Raw genomic sequence first — 19,981 nt, 5'->3', positions numbered from 1 at the left:
GATTGACCTGTGAAAATGAAGCGCTTTTTTGCTGAGGATATGCGTCGTGCGTTATTGCAAGTAAAGGAAACGCTCGGACCCGATGCCGTTATCATGTCGAACAAAAAGGTCAACGGCGGCGTCGAGATCGTAGCGGCAATCGATGGTGATGCCGAGTCACCTGCGGCGCCACAACCTGCACCGACGCCTGCACCTGAGACAGAGTCCACGCCAGCCAATTCGCTCGCCGAAATTTTAGCGCGCCAGGCGGAGTCGCAAGCTGCGCCATCACAGCCCCAGCAGACATATAGCGAGCCGGAGCCTCAAGTGACCACCTCAGCGAGTGATGAACCAAGTTGGCAAGAACCCGAGCCCGACAATCATATTCCAGATTATGTGGGCGGCGGCAGTGCAAGCGAAATCGCTGAGCTGAAATCGCAAATCAAAGGTATTCAAAATCTGTTGCAACATCAGTTAAGCGGTTTGATGAAGCAGGAAATCGAACGCGAAGAACCGATGCGAGCATTACTCGTTAAGCGGCTAATGACAATGGGGATCAGTGAGCGTATTGCCGATCAAATCGCATGCTTTATTCCCGAAGGCGATGATATCGAGGATAGTTGGGAGCAAGCGCTACAGCTTCTTGAAGGTCAGCTCAATACCACCCATGACGATATTTTGACTCGTGGCGGTGCGGTCGCTTTAGTCGGGCCAACGGGTGTTGGTAAAACCACCACCATCGCCAAGCTCGCTGCACGTTATGCCCAGCGTCATGGATCTGACTCGGTCGCTTTAATCACCACGGACACGTTCCGTATCGGCGCCAGTGAACAATTAAAAGTTTATGGTCGTATCATCGGCTGCCCTGTAAAAATCGCAAACGATGCCAAAGAACTGGCAGATGCGATGCTGAGCCTGCGTGATAAGCGTCTGATTCTTATCGATACGGCGGGTATGGGCCAACGCGATAAGCGCTTGAGCGAACAGCTTGGACAAATTCTGCAGAATAAACGTCTCAGAATTCGTCCTTATTTGGTATTATCTGCTACAGCGCAGACACAAGTGCTAAACGATACCGTCAAGCAATTCAAAACACTGCCGCTAGCAGGGTGCATCTTTACTAAGCTAGATGAGTGCTTAAGCTTAGGTGAGAGTATCAGTGTTGCTATCGAACAAGGTCTCGCCGTCGGTTACTTGACTCATGGTCAACAAGTACCCGAGGATATCCGTGTAGCTGATGAACATTATATGGTGACCGAGGCTGAGCGCTTGTATGATAAAAGCATTTGTTCGAATGTGTCAGACATGCCAAAATCAAGTTGGCAGGCGGTCCAGTGATGGGCCTTAACGAATCAAGCATCAACCAGCAGTAAGAGTTAGAGCGCATGGATCAAGCAAGTGGCTTAAGAAAGATGAAACAGAGCAAAGTCAAAGTCATTGCAGTAACCGGTGGTAAGGGCGGTGTGGGTAAAACTAACATCTCTTTAAACATGGCGATTGCGATGGCCGAACAAGGCAAACGCGTATTGGTATTGGATGCCGATTTAGGTCTCGCCAATGTCGACGTGATGCTTGGGCTGCGCGTGCAAAAAAATCTTTCACATGTGCTCAGTGGACAAGCCGAACTGAGAGATATTTTGATTGAAGGCCCCGCCGGTATCAAAATCGTGCCCGCCACCTCCGGAACGCGCTCAATGATAGAGCTGAACGAGACTCAGCACGCCGAACTTATCCGCGCTTTTAGCGACCTACAAGGTGATTTTGATGTCTTGGTTGTCGATACCGCCGCCGGTATCGGTAACACGGTCGTACGCTTCGCACGCGCCGCGCAAGATGTATTACTTGTGGTGTGTGATGAACCGACTTCAATCACCGATGCGTATGCATTGATGAAAGTGCTCAGTAAAGAGCAGGACGTATTCAAATTTAAAGTGGTTGCCAACATGGTGCGTAATTTGCGCGAAGGGCAACTGCTATTCAATAAGTTGACTAAAGTCACAGATCGGTTTTTAGATGTCGCGATAGAATTGGCCGCCATAATTCCGTTCGATGACAATATTCGTCTGGCGGTACGCAAACAAAAACCGTTGGTCTTAATGCAGCCTCGGTCTCCCGCGTCATTAGCAATTAAAGCCCTTGCGCAGCGTGCGCTCGACTGGCCAGTGCCGGCGCAGCCTGGCGGGCATCTCGAATTTTTCCTTGAACAATTAATAGGATCGGCCGATAACGGTAAGAAGCAGGATGTTGCCAATGAATAAAGCGGCTGTTTACAGTGCCCATGCCGATAATCGCCAAGCGATTATCGAACAACACACGGGGCTCGTGAAGCGCATAGCTCATCACATGATGGCGCGTCTTCCCGCGAGCGTTCAGGTCGATGATCTGATCCAATCCGGCATGATTGGCTTACTGGAAGCAGCGCGAAACTTTGACAATAGCAAAGGAGCGAGCTTTGAAACCTTTGCGGGCATTCGTATTCGCGGCGCAATGTTAGACGAGATACGCCGTGGTGACTGGGCGCCGCGCTCAGTGCATCGCAATCATCGGCGCGTACTCGAAGCGATTCGACAGGTCGAGAACGAATCCGGGCGCGATGCCAAAGATGTCGAAGTCGCCGAAAAATTAGAAATGTCGCTTGAGGAATACCACGCCATTTTGCGCGATGTAAACTCGGGACGAATTATAGGAATTGAAGATCTAGGCGTCTCCGAAGATGCTATTATGCCTGAGCAAGTAACGGGTGCAAACTACGAGCCGCAGAAAGACGTTGAAAACGATGCCTTTCATCGCGCACTCGTCGAAACTATCTCGGGTTTACCCGAACGTGAAGCATTAGTGCTTTCGTTGTATTATGATGAGGAACTTAACCTGAAAGAAATCGGTGAAGTTCTCAGCGTGAGCGAATCACGCGTGAGCCAAATTCATAGCCAAGCAATGATGCGCCTAAAAACACGCATGCAGAGCTGGGTAGAGTAATTATCGTAGTAATCGAGAGCCCAAGTGGAGGGAGCTTTGGATAAAAACATGAAAATTCTTGTTGTTGATGACTTTTCAACAATGAGACGAATCATCAAAAATCTTCTTCGTGACCTTGGATTCACCAACATCCAAGAAGCTGACGATGGCAACACCGCATTACCGATGCTCCAACAAGGTGACTTTGATTTTGTCGTAACTGACTGGAACATGCCGGGGATGCAAGGTATCGACTTACTTAAGGAAATTCGTAAAGACGATGACCTCGCGCACTTACCCGTGTTAATGGTCACGGCCGAAGCCAAACGTGAGCAAATTATTCAAGCCGCACAAGCCGGTGTGAACGGCTACATTGTGAAGCCTTTCACCGCTGTAACGTTGAAAGAGAAGCTCGATAAAATCTTTGAACGTATCAGTTAGTGGGCACGGCTATGGTAAAACCATCAGCAAGCATATCGCTCAAGCAAGCGAAGCAATTGGTTGAGTGGCTTGAAGCGGGAGAGCAGTCTAAAGCCGATCAATGGCTAGACGATTTCCAGCAAGAGCATGATGACAAGTTGTTCACCTCTGTCGGGCAACTCACCCGAGACCTGCATGAAGCCTTGCAAGACTTCCAACTCGATCCGCGTATCATGCAACTGACACAAGACGATTTGCCCGATGCGCAGAACCGTCTGCAATATGTGATTGAAAAAACAGAAGACGCGGCTAACCGCACGATGGACGCCGTCGAAGCCTGCCTGCCCATGACGGATGAGATGCATCAGCGCGTGGAGCAAGTGATGCCTGCGTGGCAACGACTCATGAGCAACGATATTCAGTTAAATGAATTCAAAGAAATGTGTCATCAAGTCGATGCGTTAATGCGCGAATGTGGACAAAACATGCCGCAGATCCATGGTTTGATGACAGAAGTGCTCATGGCGCAGGACTATCAAGATATTACCGGTCAGATCATCCGTCGGGTGATTCAACTCGTAGAAGACGTTGAGAAAAATCTGATCGAGCTGCTCAAGTTGTTTGGTGAAGAGCAAAAATCTCAAGCTAAACAAAATGTAAAAGCAGTCGATAAGAATGCAGCAGAAGGACCGATCATAAACCCTGAGCAACGCGACGATGTTGTAGAAAATCAGGATGACGTGGACGACTTATTATCAAGCTTAGGTTTCTAGGAGAGAGCAGCGCATGAGCTTTGAGATGGACGAAGAGATCTTACAGGATTTCTTAATCGAGGCAGCAGAAATCCTCGAGCAGTTATCCGAGCAACTCGTTCAATTAGAAAACGACCCCGAAAACAAAGATCTCCTCAATGCGATTTTTAGAGGATTTCATACCGTAAAAGGGGGCGCCGGCTTTCTTGCCGTTTCGGCGCTGGTCGATACCTGTCATGGCGCAGAAAACGTGTTCGATACCTTGCGTAACGGACAACGCACAGTCACGTCTGACCTCATGGACGTGATCCTGCAAGCGCTCGACACCATCAATGCCCAATTTGCTCAATTACAAGCGCGAGAGGAACCCGAAGCCGCTGACAGCGAGCTCCTCGAAACCCTCCACAAGCTCTCCCAACCCGAATCTGACGACGACACCGCCGCCGATACCGACGTACGTCGCGCCTCTGGCGCGACAAATGATGCCGCCGCCGATACCGACGTACGTCGCGCCTCTGGCGCGACAAACGACGCCGAAAACACAGTCGACGACATCCAGGAAGACGAATTCGAAGCCCTGCTCGACGAACTCCACGGCAAAGGCCAAGGTCCCGGTGCCTCAAAAACAGCCAATAAAAAAGAAGCACCAAACACCCACACCGATAACGACGAGATCACAGACGACGAATTCGAAGCCTTGCTCGACGAACTCCACGGTTCGGGTAAAGCCCCAACCAGCGCAGAAAAACAGCAAGAAGAACAAAAATCAGCCAGCAAAAGCGACAGCGACGAAATTACCGATGACGAGTTTGAAGCGCTGCTCGACGATCTGCACGGCAAAGGCAATGCGCCTAAAGTCAACAAAGCCGCAGAAAAGCCAGCGCAACAACCCGCAGCAGCCAAAAAGCCCGAGCCTCAAAAAGCAGCGCCTAAACAGCCCGAGCCGAAAAAAGCTGAACCATCAAAAGAGCAAGCCAAGCAGCCGGCGAAGAAGCCCGCCGCGCCGCCACCACCGCCCCCAGAAACCACTGTGCGAGTGGATACCAAACGTCTTGATGAGATCATGAACATGGTCGGTGAGCTCGTGTTAGTACGAAACCGCCTGTTAAGCCTCAGCAACAGTGACGATCAAAAGCACGAAGAAATGAGCAAAGCCATCGCCAACCTCGATGTCGTAACCGGCGATCTACAAGGCTCGGTGATGAAAACCCGGATGCAGCCTATCAAGAAAGTTTTTGGCCGCTTCCCGCGGGTCGTGCGTGATCTGGCACGTAGCCTGAAAAAAGAAATTAATCTCGAGATGCACGGCGAAGAAACCGACCTCGATAAAAATTTAGTCGAAGCACTCGCTGACCCACTGGTGCATTTGGTGCGCAACTCGGTCGATCACGGCATCGAAATGCCCGATGAGCGCCAAGCAAAAGGCAAACCCCGCGAGGGAATGGTGACGCTATCGGCGTCACAAGAGGGTGACCACATTATGTTGTCTATTAAAGACGACGGTGCGGGGATGGATGCCGAAAAACTCAAACAAATCGCAATTAAACGGGGCGTTCTCGATGAAGATGCCGCCGCGCGTATGTCCAACGAAGATGCCTACAATCTGATTTTTGCCGCCGGTTTCTCAACCAAAGAGCAAGTGTCGGATATCTCGGGTCGTGGCGTCGGAATGGACGTGGTAAAAACCAAAATCAGTCAATTGAACGGTAGTATTAAAATTGAATCAGAGCTCGGTAAAGGCACTGAACTACTCATCAAAGTACCGCTCACGCTGGCGATCTTACCGACCTTAATGGTCGAGGTAAAAGATCAGACGTTTGCACTGCCGCTCGCCGTGGTCAGTGAAATTATCGACTTGGATATGGCAAAGACCAATACCGTCGATGGTCAGTTGACATTGATCGTGCGTAAACGAGCGATTCCTCTATTTTTCTTAGAGCATTGGCTGACGCGCCGACCAGAGCGTAATAAGCGAAACGAAAACGGTCACGTGGTTGTGGTGCAGATCGGCAACCAACAAGTGGGTTTTGTGGTCGATGCGCTGATCGGTCAAGAAGAAGTCGTGATAAAACCACTTGATAAACTATTGCAAGGGACGCCAGGCATGGCGGGAGCGACCATTACCAGTGATGGTGGTATCGCGTTAATCATTGATGTGCCAAGTATGCTCAAGTACTACGCGAAACGATAACGGGTAACACTAAAAATGACAGTGAGTGTTTTAGTGGTCGATGACTCGGCGTTCTTCCGACGCCGAGTAACAGAGATTCTTGAAAGTAATAGTCAGATAAAAGTCATCGGTTCAGCAAACGATGGCCGTCAAGCCGTTGAGCAAGCAAAAAGCTTACGTCCCGATGTCATCACCATGGATATCGAGATGCCCGTGATGAACGGCATCGACGCAGTCCGTGAAATCATGCGTGATGCACCTTGTCCTATTTTGATGTTTAGCTCGTTGACGCACGAAGGCGCGACGGCAACACTGAACGCGCTAGAAGCAGGCGCGGCGGACTTTTTACCAAAGAAATTCGAAGACGTTGCACGCAATCGCGAAGAAGCAGTCAAAACCCTGCAGGATCGCGTCATTGCAATAGCTGCCAAACCGAGCATTCGCCGTCGGCCTCCAGCACGTACAACCAGCCCAACGCCACCCCCGCGTTCAATAACGCCGCGTGAAAGCAGCCGTTCTCGGACCTTTGGCGATCGTACATCCACGCGCTCGACAATCGCGCGTGAACCGGCGCCGCGTGAAGCACCGTCGACTGCCGCACCGGTTGCGACCGAACGGCTAACCATTAATCGAGCATACCAAGTACTCGCGATAGGAACCTCCACCGGAGGACCCGTCGCGCTACAAAAAATTTTGACGCAGCTACCACAGAACTTTCCGTATCCGATCGTGATGGTACAGCACATGCCAGCGGCGTTTACCAAAGCGTTCTCGCAACGACTCGATGGCTTGTGCAAAATCCGCGTGCGAGAAGCGGAAGATGGCGATAACTTACAGCCTGGAGTTGCCTATTTAGCCCCCGGCGGTAAACAAATGTTAGTGGAAGGGCGAGCCGGAGCAGCACGCTTACGAATTCGCGAAGATAACTCCGGGCGTATCACCTATAAACCCAGTGTCGACCTGACCTTTGCCAGCTTATCCAAAGCTTACGGTGGTAAAGTGCTGGGAGTCATTTTAACCGGGATGGGTGCGGATGGTCGCGAGGGCGCGCGCATGCTTAAAGAGCAGGGTGCAACCATCTGGGCACAGGATGAAGCCAGCTGTGTCGTGTACGGCATGCCGCAAGCGGTCGCAAGCGCGGGTATTTCAACCCGCAGTGTCAGTTTAAACCAAATGGCGAGTGCGTTACTGACCGAAGTCGGTTACGGAGATTAAGCCATGCATGTGTGGACCATCGCAAACCAAAAAGGCGGCGTAGGTAAAACGACTACAACAGTGGCGTTAGCCGGCTTATTGCAACAGCGAGGTCAACGCGTGTTGTGTATCGACATCGATCCGCATGCATCGCTTACTTTTTATTTCGGTATTGATGCAGAAGAGCTCGATGCGACTGCGTACGACGTGTTCGCGATGGGTAAAAACGTTGATAAAGAAACAACGAAAAGTGCGATTGTCGCGACCGAACATGAGCACCTCGATGTCATGCCCGCGAGTATGGCGCTCGCGACGCTAGACCGTAAGCTCGGTACCCAAGGCGGTATGGGGCTGGTTCTGCAACGGGCGTTAGCGCACGTCGAGCATCGTTATGATTACGTACTAATTGATGTGCCACCCGTGCTGGGGGTACTGATGGTCAACGCCTTGGCATGTTGTGAGCGAGTATTAATTCCGGTACAAACCGAACCACTCGCTTTGAAAGGCTTAGAACGAATGATGCGAACGCTCGCTTTAATCCAAAAATCTCGAGGACAAGCGCATCAGTATACGATTATCCCGACCCTGTACGATAAACGGACGCGGGCGTCGTTAGATACCTATAAAAAGCTGGCACAGCGTTACAGTAAAAGCGTGTGGAATGGCATGATTCCAATTGATACAAAGTTCCGTGATGCGAGTAATGAACAGTTACCGCCTTCCATGTTTGCGCCTCAATCGCGCGGCGTATTGGCTTATCAAACCCTGCTGACTTATCTGCAGCAGTTGAACCTATAGGAGGTCATGTGAGTCGCTCAAACTACCAAAGTGAACAAGCCATGACCGAGTACCTCGATGCCCTATTGCTAGAGGAAGAGCCCGCGCCGGTTGATTTCGATGACTCGCCTGTGCGGGCATTACTTGAGCGCGCTATGCCTAAGATCCAGACGCTTAAGCCTGAGCCTGTGAGTGAACCAGAACCTGCGCTGAAAACCGAGCCAGCATTGACACCGGAATCTGAACGGGCACCGGAACCAGAGTCTGTGCCGGACGTGCCGGAGTCGGTAGCCGAACAGGACTTTACGCAGACGGAAGTCGCCAAAGCTACAGAAACTGCGGTTGACGCCGATATGCAAGATGACGGCGCAACGCCGCCGCCAACCGACGCGATGATGGAATACCAAGAGAATGACTTCCAAGCGTTATTTTTTAAAGTGGCAGGGCTGACACTCGCCGTGCCCTTAAAGAGCTTAGGTGGCATTCACACGTTAGGTAAAATCAGTCCACTGTTTGGCAAACCGCGTTGGTTTAAAGGCATCATGAACGAGCGTGGTAACAAGCTACAGGCGGTTGATACCGCACGCTGGGTGATGCCCGAAAAGCTCACCGCAGAAGTCGAAGACGGTATTAAATACGAGTATATGATTACATTGAGTGATAGCCCATGGGGACTGTTGTGCGAGGAACTGGTCGATAGCGAACCCTTGCAGCCCGATGCGATTCAATGGCGTAATGGCCCCAATCAAAAGCGACCTTGGCTCGCGGGTGTCGTGCGCAATAGAATGTGCGCATTACTCGATGTAAACGAATTAATTAAACTGCTAGATAAAGGCTTGGGTCATACGCAAAATGGCCCACACAATGAATCGGAGTCATAGTATGGCAACTGAAAACCGCAAAACAAAACAACAAGCTGAAGTCGATAGCAATGATGAAGTGCTTCAGTGGGTGACCTTTCAGCTCGAAGAGGAAACCTACGGCATTAACGTCATGCAGGTGCAAGAAGTGTTGCGCTACAGCGAGATTGCGCCAGTGCCGGGTGCGCCGGATTATGTACTCGGTATCATTAATTTGCGTGGCAACGTGGTCACCGTTATTGATACACGTCTGCGCTTTGGTTTGCCAGAAAACGAAATCACCGATAACACACGTATCGTGATTATTGAGTCGGATAAGCAAGTCATCGGTATTCTCGTTGATAGCGTTGCTGAGGTGGTTTATCTGAAGAAATCTGAGATCGATAGCGCACCGAACGTGGGTACCGAAGAAAGCGCGCGGTTTATTCAAGGCGTCTCGAACCGAGATGGCGAGTTGTTGATCCTTGTCGACTTAGATAAAATGCTGACCGATGAAGAGTGGGATGAAATTTCGCGGTTAGGATAAAACTATTTGATGACTTCAATAACTGTTTGGCTAGCAGCAGCGGCGCTGATGCTAGCTATTGTTGCACTGATCGTAGCGGTAATGACGAGCCGCAAGCATACCGAATTATTAGAACGACAACAGCAACGCTTATTAATGCTGACCGAGGCGCTGGGGGCGTTACAAAATACGCCACCACAACCTGAACAAGAAGACAATCAGGCACAATTGCAGCCGCTGCATGAGGCGCTTGAGCAATTGCGAGCTCAGCAACAAGCGCTCCATCAGCAGCAACAGCAATTTGCCAGCACGATAAAGCAGCTAGAGCAACAAGAGCCCGAGGTGAAGCTGTATCAGCGAGCTGCGAAACTGGTCGAGCAGGGCGCCAGTGTTGACGATCTCATGCAAGCCTGTGATCTACCCCGTGCCGAGGCAGAGCTGATGCTTGCCATGCATCAGCGTAGTTAGTACCAACTATCGGGAAATCGCCCATCCAGTAGATAAGAAAACGCAATCAGTTCCGCGATGAGCACGTAAAGCTCTCGCGGAATTTCTTCACCCACGTTAAGCCGCGCCAATGAATCAGATAACATGGGATCTTCGTGTACCATCACGCCATGCGCTTTAGCCACTTCAATAATCTCTTCTGCAAGCTCATCAAACCCTTTTGCGATCACCTGAGGCGCATTTAAGCCGTCGTAGGATAAGCCAATCGCTTGCTTGTGTTTACTATCGCTCATACCGTCACCCGAATGATGCCGCTGTGTTGTTGTGCGAGCGTGTCAGGCACTTTGCCTTGTTTAACCTGAAAGTCCACGCTAGCCACTTCTAATGTCGTTAAACGTTGCTCTAACTCTGGCAGTTGTTGCTGAAGATGCTGCTGCGCTGCCAACGATTCGGTATAAAATTGCACGCGCGTGCCGCCCACTTGATAACGCCCTTTAACTAACATCGGCCCCCACTGCTTGAGTTCAAAGCGCAAGTTAAATAACCACACCGAACGTTCGGTATCTTCATCATTGTGTTCATCGGGCTCGCGCTTAATCAGCAACTCAGTACTGGCTTCACTGAGTGGGTTCTGCGATGGCAATAGCAAGTAGAATTCCGGCTGCTGACTGGGACTATCCTGAAGCCGCATCTGGCTGCTCTGTACCGCGTTCATTGTTTGCGACAACGTGCTCAACAAGCGCTGTAACTGCGCCATCGGTTGCTGTAACAGTTGCGTATTGAGTCGCTCCCGCACCTCTGCGGTCATTGGCGTCGAGGCGTCTAAACGGCGCTCACTACCGGGATTGCGCTCAGCCGGACCACGCATGATTTGGTCTAACACGGCTTGGCTTAAGCCTTTGGCTGCTTGCGACGAAGCACCAGACTGTTGTGTCTGTAAACGAAGGCCGAGCAACGCCACAATCAGTTTGCCGACCACACCAAACTGATGACTCGGTTGCGGGCTTACCGGTTTCGCCGCAAACCAGTCATTCACATAGCGCGTGAGTTGTTGCGGCTGAGTCAATTGCTCGGCTTGGGGGAGCTGCGCCAATACCAGATTCAATAAATTTTTTACTTCGCCGTGCTGAGGTGACGTGGCGGCGAGGGTTTGCTGCAAAAACTGCGTCAGTTGCGCCGGCGTCATTGTTTGCGTTTGTTTGACAAAACGCCCATCAACAGCCGTCGGTTCAGCCATTGCCGCTTGCATCAGCCCACTCCGGGGTTGTGCGAGTTGCGCCGGTTCACGCGTGAGTTGTTGCAGTAACGAACGCAAAATAGCAGGGGGCATCTGCGCTATCGGTACGCGCACGTCGCTAACTACACGAGCACTGCTCTGCAACTGTAATATAAGCTGCGCTTGGTCTATCTTGACCGCGGTGAGTGTCATTGATAATGGATTCAATGGAGTAGATGACACCGAGTTTTGCCTATTTGCGGCGACCTTTACGTGTTGGCTTAATTGTTGGCCGAGCGACTCGGTAAGCGCCTTTTGTAACGCAGGTGGTAAGTCGCGGAGCGCGATCGTGGCGCCGCTCGACGTTGTAGCCGGTGACTGAGTCGGGTTCGTCGAACTCGGCAGACGGAGGGTGGCATCGCTTTGCAGGATCCGCTCAACAAGTCGCATAACCGCAGTGTGTTGCGCCTTGGCTCCCAAAGGCGGTTGATTTTGACCGCTTGCACGAAGCGCCAGTTGCTCAACTTGCTGTTGTATCGTAGAGGCTGTCCCGGCAGGCAACTGTAACTGAGCGTTGACTTGAGCCGCGCCAAACGAGCGTGGCTGAGGAACCGAGCTACTGAGTTGCGAGGTGAGCGCATTAAAGAGACTTTGTCGGGCGTGTTGTTGGGCTTGGTCAACTTTGGCTAGCGGTGTGTGAGCTGACGTCTGGGCAGCCTTATCCGATGACGTCGTTAAAGACTGCATCGCTTGTTGTAATAACTGTTTAATTTGCATGACGCATTGCCCCTACCCAGATCATGAAAAGCGACCGTTTTACGTGGCTTTTTCGGCAAATATTGTGGTAAACTCGAGCCAATTTTCACATCATTTGCAGACACTATCGTAGCCTTGATGAAGCATAAAACAACAGAACCTCTGCCCCGACTGCGAGCGCACGAACTTTCATCAGTTCGCGGCGGGCGTACCCTGTTTGAACACGTTTCCTTCGAGGTCCACGCGGGCGAACTTTGGCAAATCACGGGCGCCAACGGTGCTGGCAAATCAACGCTACTCAGAATGCTGGCTGGACTGATGCTAAGCAGTAGCGGTCGTATCGAGTTTAACAACCAACCCATACAGTATGACCGTAGTGTCTATCATCAGCAACTGCTGTTTATCGGTCATAAGCCCGCAGTAAAAGCCGAGCTAACCGCCTTAGAAAACGTCTACTGGCAACGCCGCTTGAGTGGCGATAAAACAGCACAGCAAGACAGTTCCAGTGATTGGGATCTGCTCGAGACAATTGGCCTTCTGGGGCTCGAGGATGAAGTCACAGGTCGGCTTTCTGCGGGGCAACAGCGTCGTGTTGCGCTCACCCGCTTATGGCATAGCCAAGCCCCTTTATGGATACTGGACGAACCCTTTACCGCACTCGATGTAAAGGGGATCGCCATGCTACAACAGCGGTTTCAGACCCATTTAGGGCAAGGCGGCAGCATTGTAATGACCTCACATCAAGCATTATCGCTGGCGAGTTTAAATCCTAAGCAACGGCACCTGGGTGAGACCTACGCCAATGCCATGGGAGCACAGTCATGAGCGCATTGCAGTTGTGGCGTTCGGTGCTCAGCAAAGATTTACGTCTCGCCGCGCGTCGGCGCTCAGATGCGATTAATCCGCTCATTTTCTTGTTGATGGTGATCACGTTATTCCCGCTGGGGGTTGGACCCGGACCCGATATACTCAGTCGTATTGCACCGGGGATCATCTGGGTGGCGGCTTTACTCGCCACACTGCTGGGTGTCGATCGCATTTTTAAAGATGACTATGCCGACGGTTCGCTCGAACAACTGTGTTTGTTGCCACAACCCCTTGCCTTTACAGTCAGCGCAAAAATGGTTTCGCATTGGCTGTTGAGTGGATTGCCATTAGTGATACTCTCGCCGCTACTGGCATTACTGTTGAATTTACCAGGCTCAGCGTATGGCGCACTGAGTCTATCGCTGTTATTCGGTACGCCAGCACTTAGTGCCTTGGCGGCAACAGGGGCTTCGTTGACGTTGCCGTTGCAGCGCGGGAGTGCCTTAGTCAGTTTAATTTTATTGCCATTGTTTATTCCCATACTAATTTTTGCCACCTCGGCAGTCGAAAGTGCAGGAATGGGCATGGCTGTGCACGGACAGTTGGCTATTTTGGCAGCCATATCCGTATTAACGGTAACATTAGCACCGCTGGCTGTCGCCGCGGGCGTTAGAATGAGTGTGAATTAATATGTGGCGTTGGTTACACCCTTATGCAAAACCCGAAGCGACTTACCGTCTAGTCGATAAGTTACTCCCATGGTTCGCCGGTTTGACGGTCGTCAGTTTACTCGTGGGCATGGTCTGGGGGCTTGCCTTTGCACCGTCGGACTACCAACAGGGCGATAGCTACCGCATTATTTATATCCACGTGCCCGCCGCTATTTTCTCCATGGGTGCGTACTTTGGTATGGCAATCTGTGGGGCGATAGCGCTGATATGGCAAATTAAAACTGCCGAGTGGGCGTTGCCCGCCATCGCGCCTGTCGGCGCGGCGATGACAGCGATCGCGTTGTTCACCGGTGCAATATGGGGCAAACCCATGTGGGGCACTTGGTGGGTGTGGGATGCGCGACTAACATCCGAACTTATTTTGCTGTTTTTATATGTCGGCGTCATGGCGCTGTATGCCGCTTTTGATGATGCCAGAGCAGGAGCAAAAGCCGCTTCGATTCTCGCGATTGTCGGGGTCGTCAATCTGCCCATTATCCATTACTCGGTCGAGTGGTGGAACACCTTGCATCAAGGTGCCACGATTACCAAATTAGAGCGTCCGTCGATCGCTACAAGCATGTTGTGGCCGCTGCTTATTAGTTTATTAGGTTTTATGTTACTGACCGCGACCTTAGTGCTGATGCGTTACAAAAATCAGTTACTTAAGCACGAGCTCAATCGTCCGTGGGCACAAGCAGAGCTCGCACAAGACAGCAGCGCAGTCGTCGAGGAGGAACGCTAATGGCATTTTCTAGTTTTAGCGAATTTGTACACATGGGGGGCTACGGACTGTATGTGTGGTCGTCTTTTTTTCTGACTTTTTTAGTGATTGCAGGTGTTGCCTTAGAAACCAGTGTACAGCGGCGACGTTTGCAGAAGGAAAGCTTAAAAGTTCAACGTCGTAAACAGCGTCTTGCGCGTCGTTCGCTACAAGCGAGTGCTGAGGAGTAGAGGTATGAACCCGCGTCGTAAAAAACGGTTAACTTGGGTAGTAGTGCTAATTATTGGTGTTGGCACAGCCTTAGGTTTAATGCTGTATGCCATGAGCCACAGTATCAATTTATTCTATACACCGAGTGACTTTGAACAGGTCGAGGCGGGCAAGCAACCGCCCGAAGTCGGTCAACGTATGCGGATTGGCGGTATGGTCGTAGAAGGCTCCGTCAATCGTGATCCAGAAACACTCGAGGTGAGCTTTAAAGTCACCGATACCGGGCCCGAAGTGACCATTCTTTACCAAGGCATTTTGCCGGACTTATTCCGCGAGGGACAAGGTATCGTTGCTCAGGGCGAGCTTATCGCACCGCGCACGTTGCAGGCGAGTGAAGTATTGGCAAAGCATGACGAAGAGTACATGCCGCCCGACCTTGCCGAAAAAATGAAAGGCATTAAGCATGTTAATCCGAATCAACCAGCTGAGCAAAAGGAGACCCCATGATTGCTGAGCTTGGTCATCTAAGTATTGCTATCGCTTTAGCTTTTTCCGCCTTGTTGGCAGGCTATGCACTGATAGGTGCACAACGTGGTCACGGCGGCATGATGAGCCTGTCACGACCGCTGGCGATAGGGCAGTTTGTATTTACTGCAATCGCGTTCACCTTGTTAGTCACTGCCTTCGTACAAAATGATTTTAGCATTGCCTATGTTGCGGCAAACTCCAATACCCAACTCCCATGGTTTTACCGCATCACCGCAGTGTGGGGCTCGCATGAAGGCTCTTTCCTCCTTTGGATGCTGATGCAGGCGGGCTGGATTGCAGCCGTTGCTTTATTCTCGCGGTCAATGCCATTACCCATGGTCGCGCGCGTGTTGGGTATTTTAGGTCTTATCAGCATTGGTTTTTATTTGTTTATGCTGACAGTGTCGAACCCGTTCGACCGCAGTTTGCCGATTATTCCGGTCGACGGCAATGACCTCAACCCATTGTTGCAAGACCCCGGCATGATTATTCATCCGCCCTTGTTGTATATGGGCTATGTCGGTTTCTCAGTGGCGTTCGCCTTTGCTATCGCGGCATTGATGTCCGGCAAATTAGATGCGGCGTGGGCGCGTTGGTCGCGCCCTTGGACGCTCGCCGCGTGGATGTTCCTCACGGTGGGAATTGCCGTGGGTAGTTGGTGGGCGTATTACGAACTCGGCTGGGGTGGCTGGTGGTTCTGGGATCCCGTTGAAAACGCGAGCTTTATGCCATGGCTGGTAGGTACGGCACTGATCCACTCCTTAGCCGTAACCGAAAAACGCGGCAGCTTTAAATCCTGGACCGTATTACTGGCGATAGCCGCATTCAGCTTAAGCCTGCTCGGCACCTTCTTAGTACGATCGGGCGTTTTGGTATCGGTGCACGCTTTTGCCTCCGATCCAACGCGCGGCTTATTTATACTGGTGTTGTTGGCGATCGTGATTGGTGGCTCATTGGCACTCTATGGCTGGCGCGCTTCGCAAATGCAAGGTTACAGTCGCTATGAAGCCGCCTCGCGTGAAGTATTCTTATTAGCCAATAATGTCTTATTGATGGCGGCTATGGTGGTGGTGCTGTTAGGTACCTTGCTGCCGCTTGTTTATAAGCAACTCGGGTTAGGCTCAATCTCAATCGGCGAACCGTTCTTTAACGAACTGTATAGCTACCTTATTGTACCTTTCGCATTGATGCTTGGCGTCGGCCCCTGGATGCGCTGGCGTCGACAACCCTTAGCGCCGCTATTAAAGCCATTGTTGCTGTGTTTAGCGCTGGCGGCGCTATTAGCCGTCGTGCTCCCCAAAATTTGGGCAAATCAGATGCATCTTTGGGCGGTGCTGGGTTTGTTCCTCGCGCTTTGGGTTGCTTTAGCAACCGTCACCGACGTACTGCAAAGTGTGCAACAACGGGGTGGCGATGTCAGTGCCTTGCGCCGGATTCCCGCCAGCCAGTGGGGCATGGTGCTAGGCCATATTGGCTTTGCGGTCACCCTGGTGGGTGTGGCGCTGGTATCGCACTACGAAACCGAGCGTGATATTTCGATTGAGCCGGGACAAACCGTGAATGTTGGTGAGTATGACCTGACCTTTGAGCATTTAAAACACAGAGAAGGCCCCAACTACGATTCCGACCACGGTGTGTTTACCGTGAGCGAAGACGGTGAGCGGGTCACACAGGTAGTGAGTGAAAAACGCTTTTATCGCGTGCAACGCATGAGTATGACCGAAGTTGGTCTTGATTCTGGTCTTCTGCGTGATCTCTATGTCGCAATGGGCGAGCCTTTAGAACAAGGTCAAGGAAACCAAACCAAGTGGGCGGTACGTTTTTACACCAAGCCCTTCGTGCGGTGGATCTGGTTAGGCGCGTTAATTATGGCAGCGGGGGGGCTTATCGCAATGGCCGATAAGCGATATCGCAAGCGTAAGCAGGGAGTTCAGGCATGAGTACACAAGAGACGCGTAGCGCAAGTAAAAAGTGGATCGTGCTGTTTGTGCCGTTGATTCTGTTTATTGTTTTGGTGGTATTTCTGCTCAAGGGGCTCGGTAAAGATCCTACTCATCTTGAGTCGGTGTTGATTAATAAACCGGTGCCCGAGTTCAGCGCCGAGGATTTGTTTGATCCCACCACGCAACACAGTGAACAGGTACTTAAAAAGGGACCCTTACTGTTTAACGTTTGGGCGACTTGGTGCCCCACCTGTCGTGCCGAGCATGAGTTTCTTAACGAACTTGCAGCGCAGGGCATACCTATTGTCGGGTTAAACTACAAAGACGACTCACGCGGTAAGGCAATGGACTGGCTCAATACTCTAGGCGACCCTTACATCGTCAACCTGTACGATCCAGAAGGTAAGGTCGCCTTCGAGTTCGGTGTCTATGGCGCGCCAGAAACTTATTTTATCGATGCCGACGGACGTGTTCGCTATCGCCATGTGGGTGATGTAAATCCCCGCAACTGGGAGAACCAGCTAAAAGCGATTTATCAGCAGATGGTGCAGGAGGCGAAACAATAATGCGAACCTTAACCAGCAGCGTCATCGGTGCGTTAGCATTAGTGGCGACATTATTTAGCCTGTATGCCACCGCGCAAGCATCGATTCGTGAGCATGAGTTTGAGACCGAAGCACAGCGCCAGTTGTATCAAACGCTCACGCAAGAACTCCGATGCCCTAAATGCCAAAACCAAAACATTGCCGATTCAAACGCGCCGCTTTCAGCGGATATGCGCGACCGCACTTACACCATGATCATGGAAGGTAAGAGTCGAGAGGAAATCATTGACTATATGGTCGCTCGTTACGGCAATTTCGTGCATTATCGTCCGCCGTTTAATTGGTACACCAGTATCCTCTGGTGGGGACCGTTGCTGATTATCGCGATCGGCATTGGCGTGGCGTGGGTAATGTCTCGCAAACGCAAGCAGCCGCTTGAGCTCTCGGCCGAAGAGCAAGAGCGACTCGAACAGTTAAGGAAGCCAGACCATGATTAAGTTGTATTTGGCGATGGCGGTATTGTTAATAATCGCAGTTATCATTGTTTTATTAGCGGGGCTTCGACAGCGTCGACAAAGTGTTGACCGCGAGAGTGAAAACCGTGATTGGTACGAACAACGTCTTGCCGAGCTAGAACAAGATAAAAACAAGCAACGTATCTCGCAAGAAACGTTCGAAGAGGCGAAGCTGGAGCTCGATAAAACCTTCATTAGTGACAGTCGTGATATCGAAGGCGAAGTCACGTGGAAACGCGCCAATCCATTTATTCCTATCGCGATTATTTTAGCGATAGCGGTTGGCTTTTACGCGATGTTTGGAAGTTGGTCTTTGCAAAAACAAGCGGATGATGCGCTTGCGCAGTTGCCCGAGTTAGGTCAACGCTTGTTGCAGGAGCAACAACAGGCCGATGTTGAATCCATGCAGACATTTGCCTTGGGCATGCGTCAAAAGCTAGCCGCAAAACCCGATGACCCGATGGCGTGGTGGTTATACGCTGGGATCATGTCAGATTTACGTCAATTTGACCAAGCCCAACAGGCGTTTGAAAAGTCGCTGGCGTTGGCACCGAACCGAACTGGCACCTTAATTAGCTACGCGCGCTTTTTAATGTCATCGCCGACCGAAGAACGTCTGCGTAAAGCCGCCGGTATGTTGGCGCGCGTATTACAGCAGCAACCGACGCACATCGAGGCATTGTCATTGACCGGTTTTGTCGCCTATGAGCGAGGCGACTGGAAACAAGCTATTGCGGCATGGCAGCAACTAATGCCATTGCTCGATAACGAGTCTCAGCGTAGCAATGCGGTTCAGCAGGCGATCGCCGACGCGCAGCAAAAACTGCAAGCCGCCGATCGCAGTGTCACGGTCACCGTTTCCTTAGGCGAACAAATGCGTGACCAATTACCGCAACAAGGCACCTTATTTATTTACGTCACGGCAACGCAAGGACCCCCCATGCCTGCGGCGGTTAAACGTCTCGCCGTTAATGATTGGCCGGTGACGGTCACCTTGACCGATGCTGACTCGATGTTGCCCGATTATCGCTTGAGCGGGTTAGATCAATGGCAAGTGAAGGCGATGGTATCGCAGGACGATAAAATTGACCGTGAAGCCGGTGATCTCTTTGCCGAGCCAATGACTATAAATGCACAGCGTTCGGTAGAAGTAGCGCTGACTCTTAATCAAAAAGTAACGGAAGTAGCGAATGACTAATTGGCTTAAAACCGCACCTAAGTGGGCCTTGCTCGCCAGTACATTGGCTTTGGGTGCATGTTCCTCACAACCAGACGACCCGTACGCCGACCCGCGTGACCCGTTTGAGGATACCAACCGCGCCGTGTGGGACTTTAACCGTGAGTTAGATAAAGCGGTTATCAAGCCGGCCGCAGAAGTGTATGAAAATGTGCCTGAACCGGTGCGTAATTCACTCTATCGTGCGCTTGAGAACCTGCAAGAGCCTTGGTCATTCGTCAATAATCTGCTGCAAGGCCAGTTTACCGACGCCGGTGTCACGGCAGGGCGCTTCTTCTTTAACAGTACAATTGGCCTGCTCGGGTTACTTGATCCAGCCACCGAAATGGGACTAACTAAGCGCGAAGAAAGCTTGGGTCAAACCCTTGCTGTATGGGGCGTGCCCAATGGTCCGTTCCTAATGCTACCGGTATTAGGTCCAACGGTGGTTATCGACCGAGGCACTGACTGGGTGGACAGTAACTACTTTCCATATACCGAGATCAGCGATGACTGGGATATCCCGCGTTATACAGTAAAAGGCTTGTCGTTACGTTTGCGATTACGCGACCAAGAGCAAGTGTTAGAGAACTCGCTTGATCCCTACACCTTCGTAAAAGAAGCCTATTACCAAAACTGGAACTACGAAGTTTACGACGGTAATCCGCCGCCAGACGTCGAAGCAGACGAGGCTGAGTTCACTGAGCAACCCTAGCTTCTCGTTATCTATCGAAAACCTCGTATTGACGCAG

Annotated in this window: 23 protein-coding genes; 21 read left to right on the top strand and 2 right to left on the bottom strand. The window is 51.3% G+C overall.

What is annotated here, in order from left to right; translation table 11 throughout:
* The first annotated feature begins 9 nt into the window (after positions 1-9).
* The 11 genes from flhF to AC3AP5_RS08780 are packed head-to-tail and all read left to right on the top strand — an operon-like array spanning position 10 to position 10,080.
* Positions 10-1,317, top strand: a complete 1,308-nt coding sequence (flhF, locus tag AC3AP5_RS08830; RefSeq protein WP_487326537.1) for a flagellar biosynthesis GTPase FlhF — start codon at positions 10-12, stop codon at positions 1,315-1,317.
* A gap of 47 nt (positions 1,318-1,364) precedes the next feature.
* Positions 1,365-2,237: a MinD/ParA family protein gene (locus AC3AP5_RS08825; RefSeq protein ID WP_006954897.1), complete on the top strand. Its 873-nt coding sequence runs from the start codon at positions 1,365-1,367 to the stop codon at positions 2,235-2,237.
* On the top strand, positions 2,230-2,955 hold the full coding sequence (fliA, locus tag AC3AP5_RS08820; RefSeq protein ID WP_487326536.1) for an RNA polymerase sigma factor FliA: 726 nt from the start codon (positions 2,230-2,232) through the stop codon (positions 2,953-2,955). The genes AC3AP5_RS08825 and fliA overlap by 8 nt, the downstream gene beginning before the upstream one ends.
* Before the next feature lie 36 nt (positions 2,956-2,991).
* Positions 2,992-3,375, top strand: coding sequence for a chemotaxis response regulator CheY (gene cheY / locus AC3AP5_RS08815; protein WP_006954899.1), 384 nt, complete (start codon positions 2,992-2,994; stop codon positions 3,373-3,375).
* Positions 3,376-3,386: 11 nt separating this feature from the next.
* Positions 3,387-4,127, top strand: coding sequence for a protein phosphatase CheZ (locus AC3AP5_RS08810; protein ID WP_487326535.1), 741 nt, complete (start codon positions 3,387-3,389; stop codon positions 4,125-4,127).
* A 13-nt stretch (positions 4,128-4,140) separates the two neighbouring features.
* On the top strand, positions 4,141-6,297 hold the full coding sequence (locus AC3AP5_RS08805; protein WP_487326534.1) for a chemotaxis protein CheA: 2,157 nt from the start codon (positions 4,141-4,143) through the stop codon (positions 6,295-6,297).
* Between the two features lie 15 nt (positions 6,298-6,312).
* Entirely contained in the window at positions 6,313-7,491 is a 1,179-nt protein-coding gene (locus AC3AP5_RS08800; RefSeq protein ID WP_487326533.1) for a protein-glutamate methylesterase/protein-glutamine glutaminase, read from the top strand.
* 3 nt (positions 7,492-7,494) lie between these two features.
* The gene (locus tag AC3AP5_RS08795) at positions 7,495-8,268 is read left to right on the top strand and encodes a ParA family protein (protein ID WP_487326532.1); all 774 of its coding nucleotides are present in this window, start codon (positions 7,495-7,497) and stop codon (positions 8,266-8,268) included.
* A gap of 8 nt (positions 8,269-8,276) precedes the next feature.
* Complete coding sequence (locus AC3AP5_RS08790; protein ID WP_487326531.1) at positions 8,277-9,128, top strand: chemotaxis protein CheW; 852 nt, start codon at positions 8,277-8,279, stop codon at positions 9,126-9,128.
* Between the two features lies 1 nt (position 9,129).
* Positions 9,130-9,633, top strand: a complete 504-nt coding sequence (locus AC3AP5_RS08785; RefSeq protein ID WP_006954905.1) for a chemotaxis protein CheW — start codon at positions 9,130-9,132, stop codon at positions 9,631-9,633.
* A 9-nt stretch (positions 9,634-9,642) separates the two neighbouring features.
* Entirely contained in the window at positions 9,643-10,080 is a 438-nt protein-coding gene (locus tag AC3AP5_RS08780; protein WP_487326530.1) for a DUF2802 domain-containing protein, read from the top strand.
* Here the strand turns inward: AC3AP5_RS08780 and AC3AP5_RS08775 are convergent.
* Positions 10,077-10,352, bottom strand: coding sequence for an EscU/YscU/HrcU family type III secretion system export apparatus switch protein (locus tag AC3AP5_RS08775; protein WP_272978870.1), 276 nt, complete (start codon positions 10,350-10,352; stop codon positions 10,077-10,079). The two genes, AC3AP5_RS08780 and AC3AP5_RS08775, sit on opposite strands and share 4 nt — an antisense overlap.
* Positions 10,349-12,052, bottom strand: a complete 1,704-nt coding sequence (locus AC3AP5_RS08770; protein WP_487326529.1) for a flagellar hook-length control protein FliK — start codon at positions 12,050-12,052, stop codon at positions 10,349-10,351. The genes AC3AP5_RS08775 and AC3AP5_RS08770 overlap by 4 nt, the downstream gene beginning before the upstream one ends.
* Before the next feature lie 117 nt (positions 12,053-12,169).
* Here AC3AP5_RS08770 and ccmA point away from each other — a divergent pair, with 117 nt between their 5' ends.
* Genes ccmA through AC3AP5_RS08720 form a run of 10 tightly spaced genes read left to right on the top strand, consistent with a single transcriptional unit; the run spans position 12,170 to position 19,944 of the window.
* The gene (gene ccmA / locus AC3AP5_RS08765) at positions 12,170-12,856 is read left to right on the top strand and encodes a cytochrome c biogenesis heme-transporting ATPase CcmA (RefSeq protein ID WP_487326528.1); all 687 of its coding nucleotides are present in this window, start codon (positions 12,170-12,172) and stop codon (positions 12,854-12,856) included.
* The gene (gene ccmB / locus AC3AP5_RS08760) at positions 12,853-13,527 is read left to right on the top strand and encodes a heme exporter protein CcmB (RefSeq protein WP_006954910.1); all 675 of its coding nucleotides are present in this window, start codon (positions 12,853-12,855) and stop codon (positions 13,525-13,527) included. The genes ccmA and ccmB overlap by 4 nt, the downstream gene beginning before the upstream one ends.
* Position 13,528: 1 nt before the next feature.
* Complete coding sequence (locus AC3AP5_RS08755; RefSeq protein WP_487326527.1) at positions 13,529-14,293, top strand: heme ABC transporter permease; 765 nt, start codon at positions 13,529-13,531, stop codon at positions 14,291-14,293.
* Positions 14,293-14,502 (top strand): heme exporter protein CcmD, encoded by a 210-nt coding sequence (gene ccmD / locus AC3AP5_RS08750; RefSeq protein ID WP_006954912.1) that lies wholly within the window; start codon positions 14,293-14,295, stop codon positions 14,500-14,502. Before AC3AP5_RS08755 ends, ccmD begins: the two co-directional genes overlap by 1 nt.
* A 4-nt stretch (positions 14,503-14,506) precedes the next feature.
* Entirely contained in the window at positions 14,507-14,989 is a 483-nt protein-coding gene (ccmE, locus tag AC3AP5_RS08745; RefSeq protein WP_006954913.1) for a cytochrome c maturation protein CcmE, read from the top strand.
* Complete coding sequence (locus tag AC3AP5_RS08740; protein ID WP_006954914.1) at positions 14,986-16,950, top strand: heme lyase CcmF/NrfE family subunit; 1,965 nt, start codon at positions 14,986-14,988, stop codon at positions 16,948-16,950. The genes ccmE and AC3AP5_RS08740 overlap by 4 nt, the downstream gene beginning before the upstream one ends.
* Positions 16,947-17,519, top strand: a complete 573-nt coding sequence (locus AC3AP5_RS08735; RefSeq protein WP_487326526.1) for a DsbE family thiol:disulfide interchange protein — start codon at positions 16,947-16,949, stop codon at positions 17,517-17,519. The genes AC3AP5_RS08740 and AC3AP5_RS08735 overlap by 4 nt, the downstream gene beginning before the upstream one ends.
* The gene (locus AC3AP5_RS08730) at positions 17,519-17,995 is read left to right on the top strand and encodes a cytochrome c-type biogenesis protein (protein WP_006954916.1); all 477 of its coding nucleotides are present in this window, start codon (positions 17,519-17,521) and stop codon (positions 17,993-17,995) included. Before AC3AP5_RS08735 ends, AC3AP5_RS08730 begins: the two co-directional genes overlap by 1 nt.
* Positions 17,988-19,211, top strand: a complete 1,224-nt coding sequence (gene ccmI, locus AC3AP5_RS08725) for a c-type cytochrome biogenesis protein CcmI (RefSeq protein WP_006954917.1) — start codon at positions 17,988-17,990, stop codon at positions 19,209-19,211. The genes AC3AP5_RS08730 and ccmI overlap by 8 nt, the downstream gene beginning before the upstream one ends.
* Complete coding sequence (locus AC3AP5_RS08720; RefSeq protein ID WP_006954919.1) at positions 19,204-19,944, top strand: MlaA family lipoprotein; 741 nt, start codon at positions 19,204-19,206, stop codon at positions 19,942-19,944. The genes ccmI and AC3AP5_RS08720 overlap by 8 nt, the downstream gene beginning before the upstream one ends.
* The last annotated feature ends 37 nt before the right edge of the window (positions 19,945-19,981 follow it).

Source organism: Idiomarina sp. D18, from assembly GCF_057748155.1.
This window is presented reverse-complemented; position numbering and strand designations above follow the sequence as displayed.